Source organism: Actinomycetospora endophytica, assembly GCF_021026375.1.
Classification (GTDB): Bacteria; Actinomycetota; Actinomycetes; order Mycobacteriales; family Pseudonocardiaceae; genus Actinomycetospora; species Actinomycetospora endophytica.
In genome coordinates, this window is sequence record NZ_JAJNDB010000001.1 from 1,291,996 (window position 1) to 1,306,638 (window position 14,643).

9 protein-coding genes are annotated in these 14,643 nt (G+C 76.4%); 2 read left to right on the top strand and 7 right to left on the bottom strand.

Annotation, left to right across the window (positions count from 1 at the left end):
* Nucleotides 1-22: 22 nt before the first annotated feature.
* From LQ327_RS34590 to LQ327_RS06320, 3 genes are read right to left on the bottom strand one after another with little or no spacing between them, the layout of a single operon-like run.
* A complete protein-coding gene (locus LQ327_RS34590; protein WP_230730656.1) occupies nt 23-1,609 on the bottom strand; it encodes an N-acetylmuramoyl-L-alanine amidase in 1,587 nt (528 codons plus the stop codon).
* Nucleotides 1,610-1,665: 56 nt separating this feature from the next.
* Nucleotides 1,666-2,325, bottom strand: a complete 660-nt coding sequence (locus LQ327_RS06315) for an EcsC family protein (RefSeq protein WP_230730657.1) — start codon at nt 2,323-2,325, stop codon at nt 1,666-1,668.
* Between the two features lie 57 nt (nt 2,326-2,382).
* Nucleotides 2,383-3,039 carry a hypothetical protein gene (locus LQ327_RS06320; protein WP_230730658.1) on the bottom strand — a complete coding sequence of 219 codons (657 nt, stop codon included), beginning with the start codon at nt 3,037-3,039 and terminating at the stop codon, nt 2,383-2,385.
* A gap of 195 nt (nt 3,040-3,234) precedes the next feature.
* Here LQ327_RS06320 and LQ327_RS06325 point away from each other — a divergent pair, with 195 nt between their 5' ends.
* On the top strand, nt 3,235-4,800 hold the full coding sequence (locus LQ327_RS06325) for a carboxylesterase/lipase family protein (protein ID WP_230730659.1): 1,566 nt from the start codon (nt 3,235-3,237) through the stop codon (nt 4,798-4,800).
* Between the two features lie 104 nt (nt 4,801-4,904).
* On the top strand, nt 4,905-5,642 hold the full coding sequence (locus LQ327_RS06330) for a pentapeptide repeat-containing protein (protein ID WP_230730660.1): 738 nt from the start codon (nt 4,905-4,907) through the stop codon (nt 5,640-5,642).
* Between the two features lie 70 nt (nt 5,643-5,712).
* On the opposite strand, the gene LQ327_RS06335 is transcribed toward LQ327_RS06330, so the two are convergent.
* The 4 genes from LQ327_RS06335 to recC are packed head-to-tail and all read right to left on the bottom strand — an operon-like array spanning nt 5,713 to nt 14,614.
* Nucleotides 5,713-5,991, bottom strand: a complete 279-nt coding sequence (locus LQ327_RS06335; protein ID WP_230730661.1) for a hypothetical protein — start codon at nt 5,989-5,991, stop codon at nt 5,713-5,715.
* A gap of 54 nt (nt 5,992-6,045) precedes the next feature.
* Entirely contained in the window at nt 6,046-7,905 is a 1,860-nt protein-coding gene (gene recD / locus LQ327_RS06340; protein WP_230730662.1) for an exodeoxyribonuclease V subunit alpha, read from the bottom strand.
* Nucleotides 7,902-11,264 (bottom strand): UvrD-helicase domain-containing protein, encoded by a 3,363-nt coding sequence (locus tag LQ327_RS06345; RefSeq protein WP_230730663.1) that lies wholly within the window; start codon nt 11,262-11,264, stop codon nt 7,902-7,904. The genes recD and LQ327_RS06345 overlap by 4 nt, the downstream gene beginning before the upstream one ends.
* A complete protein-coding gene (gene recC / locus LQ327_RS06350; protein WP_230730664.1) occupies nt 11,261-14,614 on the bottom strand; it encodes an exodeoxyribonuclease V subunit gamma in 3,354 nt (1,117 codons plus the stop codon). Before recC ends, LQ327_RS06345 begins: the two co-directional genes overlap by 4 nt.
* Nucleotides 14,615-14,643: the final 29 nt, after the last annotated feature.

The window sequence follows — 14,643 nt, forward strand, 5'->3', positions numbered from 1 at the left end:
GCGCGCTCGTGCGTGCCGAAGGTCACCCGGCGACGGCGCCGGTCGCTCCGTCGACGCGCAGAACCCCGTGCTCGAACTGCTGCGCGCGCCCGCCGTCGACGGCGTGCTCGTCGCCCGTCGGCAGCCCGAGCGACGAGCGCTCCGCGCCGCGGGCCCGCCAGGCGTCGAGGATCGGCCCGGACACCTCGTGCGCGCCGGTGGCCGCGGACGAGTAGATCGAGCCGTGCTGGAAGTCGGTGAACCGCGCGCGGCCGTCCGCGGTCGGTTGTTCCACCCGATCGGGCTGACCGAGGTCCGGATGCGCCGCCCACGCCGAGCGGACGTCGGTGCCCGCCGCGGCGATCAGCTTGGCGGTCTCGGTCCGGATGGTGTCCATCGCCGCGTACCCGGCGTTGCCGGGGCACTCGGTGTTCCCGACGTCGCGGTGGGCGAACAGGGCGTCGACGGTCGCCGGCTGCCCCTTGGCGAACTTCGAGGTGCCGCCGCCGGCCGAGGTCAGGGTGATCTGCTGGGCCGGGTCGCGGTACATCCCGCCGAGCTTCCAGGCCGCCAGGCGCTCCACCGAGGTCAGCTCGGCCGGCGTCGGCGGGGTGTCGGTCAGCGTGCCCATCATCGCGATGCCGAAGGTCTCCTGGTTGAAGCCGCCGGCGTGGGCGGCGACGACCGGCCGGTCCATGCCGCCCGCGCGACCCTCGAAGATCGTCCCGTACTTGTCGACCAGGGCGTTGTAGCCGATGTCGCCCCAGCCGTTCTGCTTCGAGTGGTACGCGTAGATCCCCCGCACGATGGCCGCCGACTGCTCGGGCGTGTAGTCGTTCGACTCGGCGGTGTGGTGGATCGTCACCGCCTTCGTGGTGTCGGCGTACTCCGGCGGCCAGGTCATCAGCGCCGGGTCGGCGCCCCACTGCGCGCGGGTGACGTAGGCCGGGGCGGGCGGCGCGCCGGCCCGCGACGCGTCGCGCTCCCGGGCGCGGGCGCCGATCGCGGAGTCGTTGGCCGAGGTGCCGGGGTCGATGCGCTGCACGGTGAGCCCCTGGGTCATCGGCCGGCCGTCGCGGGTGGCCCGCACCTCGACCTGGGTGCGGTCGCCGACCCACACCGGGTCCGTCCCGCCGCCCGGGGCCGCCTTCGCGGGCGCGTCGTCACGCTCGTTCGCGTTGGAGTCCAGCGGCAGCCACGTGCCCCAACGCCCGGTGGCGTCGGTGGAGCGCAGCGCGAGGGACTCCGGCGTCGCCCCGGTCCAGGTCACGGCCACGAGCTGCAGGGGGCCGGTCGAGCGCGCCACCTGCGTCCCGTCGCCGTCCCGGGCCTGCGGCGCCAGCGGGAGCGCGCTGATCGAGGGAGCGGACGGGTCGGCCGGTGGCAGCGTCGCCGCCGGCAGGGAGGTCACCGCGCGGGCGGAGTCGGGAGCCGCGGCGTCCTCCGGGCCCGCGACCGCGGCCGGAGCGAGCGCGGCCGCCAGCACGAGCGCACCGAGACCGAGGACCAGGCGCCCACGACGGGGGCGGCGCCCGCCGCCGTCGTCGTGACCCGGCCCCCCGCGACCGTTCCGCCCCGCCCCGGAAGTCGACCACCGCGACGCCATGTGCCCCTCCAGCTCCACCGTCACCCGCAGGCGACGATGACACCCACATGCGCATCATCTACACCACGACGCACCATGGATCACTCGAACGGGGTCGGTGGGCGGCGTGCCCAGAAGGTCACGTCCGCGTAGGTCGCGACCGATCGGGCGGCGATCCCGTCGGCGCCCGCCCCGATGGGCCCGGCGACGACGGGGATGAGCTTGGTCAGGTTGAGCACGCCACGGCGCCCGGCGCGGCTGGTGAGCCGGAAGCCGATGCGACGGTCCAGCTGCTCGCGGACCTCGGTCGGGAGCCGTCGCAGCCCGGCCAGCAACGAGACCTCCTGCAGGTCGATCCCGGTGCGCTCGGCCAGCTCGGACCCGTCCGCGCCGAGCACGCAGAGCAGGACGGCGGTGCGGACGACGGGGTCGGCGGGGTCGTGCCCGCGCAGCATCGCGACCGCGGCGGCCAGCCGGGTGCAGACCAGGTAGAGGCCGGTGACGCCGGCCGGGGCGGTGACGACCATCGTGGCGGCGCCGCCGAGGCTGGTCAGCAGCCCGGAGCTCGCCGCGAGGCGGACATGGGTCCCGATGAGGCGGCGGACCGCGACCTCGACGTCGCCGCCCGCGTCGGTGAGGTGGTCCTCGGCGACGCGGCGCGCGGAGTTCCACGGCCCGGTGCCGCCGATCCCGCGGCGCACCAGCTCGCCGACGAGCCGGTCACCGGCCCAGGACGACTCCACCGCGCCACCGTCCGACACCGCCCCACCCTGTCACGCCGCCGACCGCCCTCGGGTGATCCGACGACGGCCGCAGGGTCAGTCCGGCGGGGTGGCGAGCAGGTCGAGGGCGGCGCCCAGGTCACCGGCCCAGGGCTCGGCGTGATCCCGGGCCGCTGCGCGCTCCAGGCGCTCGCGTTGCGGCCGGTCGCGCGCCCAGTCCAGCACCTCCGGGTCCACCCGCGCGCCGTAGTGCGCGTCGATGATCAGTTCGGCGAGGTGGTGGTCGGCGCTCGCGGTGTCCTTGTACTCCCAGATGCCGAGCAGGCGCCCGACGCCGTCGCCGAGACCGGAGGCGTCGTCGAGGAACGACGCGGCCGTGGCGACCGGCAGCACGGCCACCGGGCCGGGATGCCGGTCGAGGAGGGCGACCCAGAGCGTGTCGACGAAGTCCCGCACGGCGGCCCGCTCGGAGGTCGTCCACCGGTGCCAGAAGGCGGCGATGCGCGAGAGCACGGAGCGCAGGTCGACCCGGTCGTCGGTGACGACCGCGCGCAGCAGCCACGGGGTGAGGGCGCGCACGTCGTCGGGGGCACCGATGGTCTCGCCGAGCCCGAGGGCCAGCGCGAGCGGATCGGCCTCGGCGACCACGACGGGGCTCTGGCGGGGGGTGAGGCTCTCCAGGACATCGCGGGCCTGATGGGCGACGAAGGCGGCCTCCACCTGCCACAACGCCGACGCCACCTCCGCTTCCACGGCGCGATTGTGTGCGCTGACAAGGGGACACGCGCCACTGATCGGGCGTCTTCTACTCGATGGTGTCACTCTTCGTGTTCTCGCGTACGGCCGGGCGGGGAATGGCGTCGCGCCCGGTCGGAGGGCCCGGACACCGCCGTCAGGAGCGCCACTCCGACGGGCGTGGAGGTCGGGTCCGGGAGCACAGTGAGGAACGTGGACGGGAGCCGAACGGACGAGAGCACGGGCACGGACATCAGGACGACGGCCGGGATCCTGCGCGGGCACGCGGGCCGCGGCGTGAACGTCTGGCGCGGGATCCGCTACGCGGCGCCGCCCGTCGGGCCCCGCCGGCTCCGCGCCCCCGAGCCCCCGGAGCCCTGGGAGGGCGTGCGGGACGCGGTGCGGTTCGGGCCCGTGCCGCCCCAGGAGCGCGTCGGTGAGTTCGTCGGCGCGGGCAGACACACCCCGATGGACGAGGACTGCCTGACGCTGAACGTCGTCGCGCCCTCGACGCCGGCCGAGCGCCCGCGCCCGGTGATGGTGTGGTTCTACGGCGGGGCGTTCGTCCTCGGGGCCTCGTCGGCCCCCACCTACCGCGGGCACGACCTCGCCCGCGGCGGGGACGTCGTGTACGTCAGCGTCAACTACCGGCTCGGGGCGCTCGGGTACCTCGACTTCTCTGCGTTCTCCACGCCCGAGCGGACCTTCGAGTCCAACCTGGGCCTGCGCGACCAGATCGCGGCGCTGCGCTGGGTGCAGGACAACATCGCGGCGTTCGGCGGCGACCCCGACAACGTCACGATCTTCGGGGAGTCGGCCGGCGCGATCTCGGTGACCACGCTGATGACGGTTCCGGCCGCGCGGGGCCTCTTCCACCGCGCCATCGCGGAGAGCTCCGCGCCCGGGCTCGCGTGGTCCACCGAACGCGCGGGCGGCTGGGCCCGCCAGTACGTCCGGACGCTGGCGGGCGTGAACGGCGTCCCGGTGCCTGGCGTCGACCGCGAGCCCCTGCCCGCGGCCACGGCGGCGCGGCTGCTCGAGGCCGCCTCGACCGAGGACCTCCTCGCCGCCTCCCGTCGGATGCGCCACGCCGCCGACGACACGCCGGGCGTCCTGCTCACCGCCCCGACCGTCGACGACGACCTCCTGCCCGAGGCCCCGCTGGACGCGTTCGCGGCGGGGCGCAGCCACCCGGTCCCGCTGATCATCGGCACCAACGACACCGAGGGGCGGCTCTTCGAGCTGCCCGGTCTGCGGCTGGACCTGCTCGTGTCCGACGACCGCGCCGACGCGCTCTTCGCCGCGACCCAGCCCGAGCTGGGCGAGCAGGTCCTCGCGGCCTACCGGAACACCGCCCACCGCAAGGACCTCGGCGGCGACTACATGTTCTGGTACCCGTCGGTGCAGGTCATGGAGGCGCACGCGGCCGCGGGCCACCCCGTGTACGCGTACCGCTTCGACCTCGCCCCGCGGCTGCTGCGCCTGCTCGGGCTGCGCGCCACGCACGGCACCGAGATCTATCCGGTGTTCGGGCTCGCCGACACCCGCGCGGGCCGGATCATGACGATGCTGGGCGGCCGGAGGGGGCTGCGCGGCCTCTCGGCCCGGATGCAGCGCGACTGGACGACCTTCGCCCGCGAGGGGGCGCCGGCCGGCTTCTGGCCGCGGTACACCTCCGACGCGCGGCTCACCCGGATCCTCGACGAGACCGACCGGATCGAGAGCGATCCGCGCCGGGACCGGCGGCTCGCCTGGCAGGGTTTCCGCGGGTACCGGTGACCGCGTCCCCCGGTTCTGAGCGAAGGGCCCCTTCGCTCGAATAGACGGGCGTGGGGCACCCCTGGCCGGAACGTGCCCGGCGCGGTGCTGCGAGGGTGACCGGCGTGGACGACGGACGCGGACGCCCGAGCGCCGACCAGGTGGCCGCCCTGCTGGAGGCCGGCGAGCCCGTCGAGGACGCCGACCTCTCCGGGCTGGATCTGCGCGAGCTGTTCGACGGCGCCCGCGACCCGGTCCTGCGCCGGTGCTCGGCCGACGAGCCGGACCTGCACGGCGTCGACCTCAGCGGCGCCACGCTCGAGGCCTGCCAGTTCCCGGGGGCCGACCTGCGGGGCGCGACGCTCGACGGGGCCCACATCCGTGGCGGGACCTGGTCCGGCGCGGTGATCATCGACGCGGACCTCACCGACGCCGTCCTCGAGGCCGCCGACCTCTCACGCGCCCGGCTCACCGGCTCGCTGCTCACCGAGACCCGCTTCACCGACTGCCGCATGATCGGCGCCGACCTCTCGGGCCTGCGCGGGCTCGCCGTGACCTACCGCCTCGACGGGTCGAACCTCGGGCTGGCGAACCTGCAGGACGTCGTCTGGCGCGGGGTGACGCTGCGCGGGCTGGACCTCTCCGAAGCAGACCTGCGCGGCGCGGACCTGCGCGACGCCACGCTCGTCGACTGCACGCTGCGCGACGTCGACCTCGCCCACACCCGGCTGGCCGGCGCCGATCTGCGGGGCGCCGACCTCGGGGAGCTCACCGAGGACGCGCCGCGGACCCTGCGCGGCGCGGTCATCAGCGAGGCGCAGGCCGCCGACGTGTGCCGGGCGCTCGGGGTCGTCGTCGGGTAGGTGCGCCGCGCGCCTGTGAGCACTCATTGACGCCAGGGCATCAATGAGTGCTCACGAGCGCGGAGCGCACCTAGTGGGCCGGAGCCTCGGTCCCGGACTTCGCGGCCTCGGCGGCGCCCCGGCGCATGCGGCCGATCACGTAGAGCGTGATCACCGCGGACACGACCATGACGACGGCGAACACGATCCCGAGGATCGGCTCGTCGATCACCGCGAAGAAGACGACCGTGACGAACAGCGACAGAACGGTGCCGATGATGCCGATCCCGGCATTCAGCTTGAGCTCGCTCTGCTTCTGCGGCGAGGAGTCGGGCAGCGCCGAGGGATTGCGGGCCTGGGAGGGGTCCATGGCTGGAATAGATACCCGACCCGGGGGTCCGTAGTCACCGCCCCCCGCCGAACGTCACCGTGCGGGTGCCCCGGTGCGCCGCGCGAAGCCCGACGCGCGGCTGACCGGATGCTCGACGGCGGCCCGCACCGCCTCCGCCGACCCGACCACCCGGACCCGGGTCCGCGCCCGGGTCACCGCGGTGTAGAGCAGCTCGCGGGTCAGCAGCGGCGACTCCGGCGGCGGCAGGAGCACGCTGACGTGCGCGTACTGGCTGCCCTGGGCCCGGTGCACCGTCATCGCGTGCACGGTCTCGACCGACCCGAGCAGCGCGGGCGCCCGGTCGAGCACCCGACCGCCGCGGCTGAACACCGCCACCAGCCGTCCGCCCCGGTCGACGGCGACCCCGGTGTCGCCGTTGTAGAGCCCGGCGTCGGGGTCGTTGCGGGTGACGAGCAGCGGGCGGCCGGGCCACCACTCGGCGCCCGCCTCCAGGTCGGCGTCGATCCCGCCGTCCTCGGCGAGCCACCGCTCCACCTGATGGGCCCAGCGCGACACCCCGTAGGACCCGCGGCGGTGGGCGCAGAGCAGCCGGTGCTCCTCGGCCCTCTCCAGCGCGGTCTCGGCCTCGCCCCGGCGGGCCGCCTCCGACACCTCCCGGGTCCCGGCGACGACCTCCTCGCGCATCGCGGCCAGGCCGGCGGGCTCGCGCTGGGTGAGGTCGACCGACTCGACGAAGTCCAGCGACGGCGCCGTCCGGAGGCACTCCAGGGCGGCGTCCGCGTCCCCGGCCCGGATCGCGGCGGCGAGGGCGGCGATGTCGGCGTTGTTGCGGTAGTTCCGATCCAGCCGCACGACGCCGTTCGCGGCCGACCGGGCCGTGCACCCGGCCTCGTCGAGCGCGGCGTCGAGCGGCGCGTCCCCGGAGCCCAGGTCCGGCGCGGACACCAGGTCGCCCAGGACCGCGCCCGCCTCGACGGAGGCCAGCTGGTCGGGGTCGCCGACGAAGACCACGCGGGCGTCGTCGCGCACCGCCTCGAGCAGCCGCGCCATGAGGGTCAGGGACACCATCGAGGTCTCGTCGACGACGACCACGTCGAACGGCAGCCGCCGGGTCCGGTCATGGCGGAACCGCGACGACGAGTCGGGGCGGGAGCCGAGCAGCCGGTGGATCGTCGAGGCCTCCGGGGTGCCGACCCGCTCCCGGTCCGCGGCGGGGAGCCGTTCCTCGCCGATGGCCTCGCCGAGCCGGGCCGCGGCCTTCCCGGTCGGCGCCGCGAGGGCGATCCGCAGGCCGGGGTCCTGGTCGCGCAGGACGGCGAGCAGCCGGGCCACCGTCGTCGTCTTGCCGGTGCCCGGCCCGCCGGCGACGACGGCGGTCCACCGCAGCGTCGCGACGGCGCAGGCCAGGCGCTGCCGGTCGTCGGCGTCGACGTCGTGGAACAACCGGTTCAGGGCGGCGCGGAGCCGGGAACGGTCCACCACGGGTGGTGGCGCGACGGCCCGGGCGGTCAGGTCGTCGCGGACCTGGTCCTCCTGGCGGCGGTAGCGGTCGAGCCAGAGCAGGCCGTCGTCGAGCCGCAGCGGCCCGCCGGGATTCGTGAGCGGGCTCGCGGCCAGGGCGGCCTCCCACGCGCCGGGCTCCGGCCAGGCGAGGTCGTCGGTGTCGACCAGGGCGTCGTCCTCGCCGAGCACCCGGCGGTCGACGTCGGCGAGGTCGAGGCACACCGACCCGGCACGCAGCGCCCGCACGGTCAGCGCCGCCGCCAGGAGCACCGGCTCGTCGGTCTCGCCACCGAGGCGACCGAGGCGGCGGGCCACGGCGATGTCGGCGGGCTCGAGCACGCCGCGGGACCCGAACTCGGCGAGCAGCCCCGTCGCGCGGACCGCGAACCGGACGCCGTCCTCGGCCGCGAGGTCGGGCAGCGGGGTCACGGGGTCCTCCCGGCGAGCAGGTCGGACAGGGCGACGAGGAGCGCGGGCGGCGGCGACCAGCGGAACACCCCGCAGGTGGTGCCGGCGACGACCGGGGTCTCCGGCCCGCACATCCCCCGCAGGAACAGGTAGGCGACGCCGCCGAGGTGGGTCTCCGGGTCGTAGCCGGGCAGCCGCCACCGCAGGAACCGGTGCAGCGCGACCCCGTACAGGAGCGCCTGCAGCGGGTAGTGGGCCCGGATCATCGCGGTGGTCATCTGCGCCGGGCCGTAGTGCGCGCTGGTCAGGGCTTCGGGGACGCCGCCGTCGGCGGGCAGCGGCCCGAGCCAGTTCGTCTTGTGGTCGACGATGACGAACCGGCCGTCCGGGGCGCGCAGGACGGCGTCGATGCTGCCGGTGAGATAGCCGCGCAGCACCTGACCGGACAGCGATTCCAGCGCCTCCGGGTAGGCGGCGAGCGGGTCGTCGGGGGGCAGGTGCTCGCGCATCAGCGCCGCCGCCCGCCCGAGCGTGACCGTCTCCGGTGCCGGCCCGCGGTCGCCGCCCGCCAGCGGCAGCTCGAAGTCCAGCTCGGCGAGCCGGTCGGCGGGCGCGATGTCGGCGTAGGCCCAGGCCGGCGCCGCGGCGGGCCGGTCGACCGGGGTGCGCGCGACGGGCTCCAGCGCGGCCGCCAGCGCCACCGCGGTCACCCCGGCCAGCGGACGACGGGCCAGCTGCTCGCCGGCGGCCTCGACGAGGGCGGCCCCGAGGTCGGCGGCGGCGGTGTCGACGGTCTCCAGCACGGAGTGCACGAGCACGCCGAACGCCGCCCCGAACGGCAGGTCGGCCATCGGCGAGGGCGGCGCCACCGCGTCGGCGACCGGGTCGACCTCGAGGTCGGCCTCGTCGGTGACGGTCGACTCCTCGGGCTCCGACGTGGCGGGGTCGGGCACCCCGGCACTGTGCGCGTCGGCGGTCAGCGACGAGTACGACGAACGCCGCCACGCCAGGTCCAGCGCGCGGTCGAACCGGGCGACGTCGAGGCGGCCGTGGTCGGCGGCCCCCGGCACGTAGGGCAGCGCCTCCCGCGCGGCGACCTGCTCCACCGCCAGGTGCGGGCCGGCATACGCAGCGAGCTCGGCCCACACCGTGGTGTCGTCGGTGATCGTGACGAACGAGTCGGGTTCGAAGCCCGGTGACCGGTCGCGCGAGCGCAGCACCCGGTTGAGCGCGGAGAACGCGGTCTGCGACGACGGGGTCCACCACGCGACCACCTGGCCCTGCGCGCGGGTGAGCGCCACGTAGAGCAGCCGCAGGTCCTCGCCGTCGTCCTCCTCGCGCTGCGCCCGGCAGTGCTCGGCCCACTCGGGGTCGGTGGGGCCCCCGACCGCGCGGATCCGGCGCCCCTGCGCGTCGTGGTGGAGCACCTCGCGCGGTTCGCCGGGCACCCAGCGGTCCCACCCGAACGGCACGTACACGACGGGGAACTCCAGGCCCTTGCACTTGTGGACGGTGAGGATCTGCACCGCGTCGGCGTCGGACTCGAGCCGCCGGGTGCGCTCCGGGCGGGCCTCGCCGCGCCGGTTCTCGCTCTCGACGATCCGCAGCCGCAGCCACTCGGTGAGCGCGACCGCACCGAGGCGCTGCGCGGCCGCCTCGGCGTGCAGCACCTGCCCGACGTGGCGGACGTCGGTGAGCAGCCGCTCCCCGCCGACGACGCCGAGCACGCGTCGGACCAGGTCGTGGCGCACCGAGGCCACTTCGAGCATCGCGGCCACCCCGCGGTCGCGCAGCACCGCGCCCCAGCGCCGGAGGTCCTCGCCGACCTCGGCGAGCACCGCGTCGGGGTCGGCGTCCAGGTCGGCCGCCCGCCGCCCGACGAAGCAGGTCAGCGCGGCCGCCCGCACCCGGGTGACCCGGCCGGGCTGCTCGATCGCCTCGAGCAGCGTCAGCCACTCCCGCGCGGCGTCGGTGGCGAACACGCTCGCCGCGCCCGCGAGGACGGCGGGCACCCCCGCGCCGGCGAGCGCCTCGCGCACCAGGTCGGCCTGCGCGTTGGTGCGCACCAGGACCGCGACGTCGCCCGGCCCGAGCGGCGCGCCGTCCCAGGTCGAGTTGGCGGCGAGCAGGGCGCTGACGTCGGCCGTGAGGTCCTCGGCGACCCGTGTCCGGGCCGGTCCGATCTCGGGCAGCCCGGTCCGGAAGTTCGCCCGCAGCCCCTTGCGCGGCACGACCCGCAGCCGGAACGGGGTCCCGTCGGGCGCCCCGGCCAGGCGCGAGCCCGGGTGGGCCGCCGCGACCGGGTGCACGACGATCCGCTCGTCGCCCAGCGCGGCGCCCCCGAGCACCGAGTCGAGCGCGGTGAGCAGGCCGGCGTCGCTGCGGTGGTTCGTGGCGAGGGTCGCGCGGGCGCCCGCCGATCCGGCCGCGGCGAGGTAGGAGACGACGTCGGCGCCGCGGAAGCCGTAGATCGCCTGCTTCGGGTCGCCGATCACGGTGAGCGTGCAGTGCCCGTGGAACGCGACCCGCAGGATGTCCCACTGGATCGGGTCGGTGTCCTGGAACTCGTCGACCAGCACGACCCGGTAGCGGGCCCGCAGCCGCCGGCACGCCGCGTCGCCGAGCCGCGGGTCGACCAGCGCCGCGTGCAGGCGGGTGAGCATGTCGTCGAAGGTGAAGAGCCGCCGCGTGCGCTTGCGCCGGTCGACCTCCTCCCGGACCGCTGTCGCGAACCGGGACCGGGCGTCGGCCTCCCCACTGGTGACGCCCTTCGCCGGCGCGATGACCGCAGTCGGGTCGGTGACGGCGGCCCGACCGAGCGCGAGGGCGGTGGCACGGTCGAACGGCGGGGTCGGCGCCTGCTCGGGGGCGTAGGCGCGGACGTAGAAGTCGTCGACGACCTCGGTGACGACGTCGTCGATCTGCTCGACGAACCGGGCGTCGGCGTCGGTGTCCCCGGCGACGCCGAGCCCGGCGAGCATGTCCTGACAGAACTGGTGCGTGGTGGCGATCGTCGCCTCGTCGAAGTGCGCGAGGGCGTGCGCGAGCCGACGACGGCGTCGGGCCCGCTCGGCGTCGTCCACCGCGACGATGGAGGCGGTCACCGCGTCGGTGCCCGGCTCCCCGTCGGCGAGGGCCTGCTCGACGGCGACCAGCCGCTCCCGCACCCGTTCCCGCAGCTCCCGGGTGGCCTCGCGGCCGAACGTGACGAGCATGATCGCGGAGAGCGGCACCCCGGCCTCGGCGACGTAGCGGGCCGCGAGCGCGGCGATCGTGTACGTCTTGCCGGTCCCGGCGCTGGCCTCGAGGACCGTCGTGCCGGTGGGTAGCGGCCCGAGGACGTCGAACGCGGCCGCGGTGTCGGTGGTCGGGGCGCTCACCGGTAGTGCTCCTCGCGTCCGGACTCCGCCTCGCGCAGCGGGCGCCACAGCCGCACCGCGAGCTCCCCGAACCGCGTCGACTCGCCGCCCGCGTCCGGCCCGGCCCCGGTCGGGGCGCCGGCCACGTCGTCGAGCGCGCGGTCGCGCCCCCAGACGAGCACGTGGGCGGCGTCGCGCCCGTCGCCCCAGTCGGCCGACCAGGACCGGCGGGCACCGTCGAAGGCCTGCCGGGTGGTCTTGCGCGGGCGGTCGGCCACGTAGCGCTCCGAGGACTTCCCGAACAGTGGCAGCGGTGCGCGCAGGCCCTCGGCGCGCAGCGCGACGAGGTCGGCGAGCACGGCGCGGGCGTGCTCGGGGTCGATCCGGTCGATCTTCTCGGTGCGGGGTCCGTCCTGGCCCTTGCCGATCGTCGCCGACGACCACGCCTCGTCCGGGTGCGCGACGGCCAGCGCCAGCAGCTGGACCCACGCCCCGACGCGGTGCTTCGCGCCGAGACGGGAGAACGTGACCGAGGCGAGGGTCGAGCCGCGGACCCCGGGCACCGTCCCGACCACGGTGGAGCCGTCGTCGAGCGCCGCGGAGATCGTGAGGTCGCGCGCCGGGGCCTCCCACAGCGGCGTCGCGGTCCGGACCAGATCCTCGGCCTGGCGCCCGATCGAGCGGACCAGCCGGTTCCCCAGGGCACCGGGCGGGAGGGTCCCGCGCCGCATCTCGGCCGACAGACAGGCGGTGACCCCGTGCCCGGCGAGCCGGTCGGTCAGCAGCCGCTCCCCGATCGCCCAGCGCGCCAGGCCGTCGGGCTCCACCGGGAGGGCCTCGTCGGGCTCGTCCTCGTCGCCCCGCGGGATCAGCGAGAGCCGCTGGCGCAGGAACGCCTTCACCGGGTGCTCGACGAAGCGCACGAGATCGACCAGGTCGACCTCCTCGGGGCCCGCCGCGGCCGGCAGCGGGCCGTCGAGGAACCGCGGTGGCGTGGCCCGGCCGGAGAGCAGCGCCCGGGCCCCGGCCAGCTGGGTGGCGTCGAAGCTGAACGGCCGGCCCGCGCGGGTGCTGAACTCCGCCGCGGCGAACGGCTGCAGGGGGTGCCGCCGCACGACGTGCTCGCGAGCCGGCCGCCCGTCGACGGACACGGTCCGGTCCAGCGTGTCGAGCAGTTCCCCGACCGGGACGGCCGGCGGGCGCGGCGCGTTGGTGCGCTCGTCGGCCCCGGAGTGCACGACGACGAGCCGCTCGGTGGCCGCGAGGATCGCGTCGAGGAGCAGCTGGCGGTCCTCCGCGGCGGCGTCCCGTTCCCCCACGCACGGGTCCCGGGCGAGGACGTCGTCGCCGTCGGTGCGGGTCTCGCGGGGGAAGACCTGGTCGTCGAGACCGAGCAGGCACACCACCCGGTGCGGCACGCTGCGCATCGGCAGCAGGGTGGCCACGGTCAGCGTGCCGGTGCGGAAGTTCGCCCGGGTGGGCCGGCCGGCGAGGTGGTCGGCGAGCACCGCGCGGAGGTCGTGCAGCGTCAGGGCGGGAGCCCCGGCGTCCGCGGCACCCGAGCCCCGGACCTCGGCGAGCACCGCCCGGGTCTGGGTGAGCTGCCAGACGTCGGCGGGCGGGGTCGCGGTGAGCCCCTCGACGGCGAGGGTGAGCGCGTCGAGCCAGGCGTCGAGGGGCTGCGCGCCGGTGTGCCCGCCCGCGCCTGTCCGCTCGCCGCGCATCCGGTCGAGCACCTCGCCGACCCGGTCGACCAGCTCCGCGAGCCGGCCCACCAGGTCGGCGTCCCTGGAGTCGACCTCGTCGAGCGGCAGCGCGGTGTCGAGCCAGACCTGCTCGTCGCCGGACATCGCGACGCCGAGGAGCAGCCGGTCGAGGCCGCGCTCCCAGGTGTTGTCGGCGACCTTCCCGAGCCGGTACGCGGCGCGGTGGTCCTGGTCGAGCCCCCAACGGACCCCGGCGCGGGCGACGAGGGTCCGCAGCCGCTCGAGGTCGTCGTCGTCGAACCGGAAGCGCCGCCGCACCGGGCCGGTCTCCGCGAGGTCGAGCAGCTCGCTCGCGGACAGCCGGGCGTCGGCGAGGTCCAGCACCGTGCCGAGGACGCCGAGCAGCGGGTTGACCTGGGTGAGCGCGCGGTCGGCCAGCCGCACCTGCAGCTGGTGCCCGGGATGCTCGCCCTCCCCCGCGCCGCCGAACGCGGCGGTGATCAGCGGGGCGAACGTCTCGACGTCGGGGCACATCACGACGACGTCGCGCGGCTCCAGCGAGGGGTCGTCCGCCAGCAGCCCGAGCACCGCCTCGCGGAGCACTTCGACCTGCCGGTCCGGCCCGTGGCAGGAGTGCACGACGACGCTGTCGTCCCCCGGTCGCTCGGTGAGCACCGGCGCGTGGTCGTGCCGCAGGTCGTCCTGCAGCCGCTCCAGCAGCGTCGTCGGGGGGTGCTCCGGCGCCGGGTGGTGCACGTCGACGACGTCCCGGCCGTCGGGCGCGGGCAGGCGCAGCTGCAGCTCGCGGGCGTCGCGCGCGAGGGAACGCAGCAGCGGGTGCGCCGCGGCGTCGGCCGTCGGGTCCTCCCGACGGCGTCCCGGTCCGGCGCCGTGCGCGGCGCGCACCGCGTCCCACAGCGCCGGCGACGGGTGCGGCAGCCAGAGGTGCACCTCGCGGGTGCGGGCGAGGGCCTCGAGGACCTCCAGGTGGGCGGTGGCGAGGCGCGTCGGGCCGAACACCGACAGCCGCGCCGGGAGGTCGCCGACGCCACCCGCCAGGGCACGGCAGTGTTCCGGCAGCGTCTCGGCGGGCCCGGGGACGCCGAGCCGGTCCCGCAGGCGGCGCCACAGCTCGGACTGCCAGCGCAGGTCCGCCGGCACGTCGCCCCCGGCGCCGTCGTCCTCCTCCTTCGCCGCCCAGGCCCGCAGCATGGCCGGGCGGTGGTCGCCGTAGGCGTCGAAGAGCCGCGCGAGGTGGCGGGCCGCCGCGAACCGCCGGCCCGCCCGGGTGCCCGAAGTGTCCCCGACGACCCCGAGGTAGGTGCCCAGCGGGGCGCACCAGTCCTCGACCGCGCACGCGTCGATCACCTCGAGCAGCGGCCAGACCAGGCGCTCGGGACGCCAGGGATCGTCCTCGGCGCGACCGCGGGCCCGGGCGACGAGCTCGGCGGGGGCCGGGAACTCGACGCGGGCGCACACGCCGTCCTCGCCGTCCGCCGCGCCGAGCCGGTGGGCCAGGCGCTGGGCGAGCCAGCGCTCCACCCCGCGGGTCGGCACCGCGACGACGTCGGCCGCGAACGGGTCCTCCGGGGGCGCGGCGAGCACCTCGGCCAGCGCCTCGGCCAGCCGGTCGGCGCGCTCGGCGCGGTGCACGTGGAGCCCCACGTCACCCCCCTCGCTCGGTCTCGCGTCCC

What these genes read in the sequence shown, in the direction of transcription:
- LQ327_RS06335 (WP_230730661.1), bottom strand. Translation starts at nt 5,991, where the DNA reads ATGGACCCCTCCCAGGCCCGCAATCCCTCGGCGCTGCCCGACTCCTCG.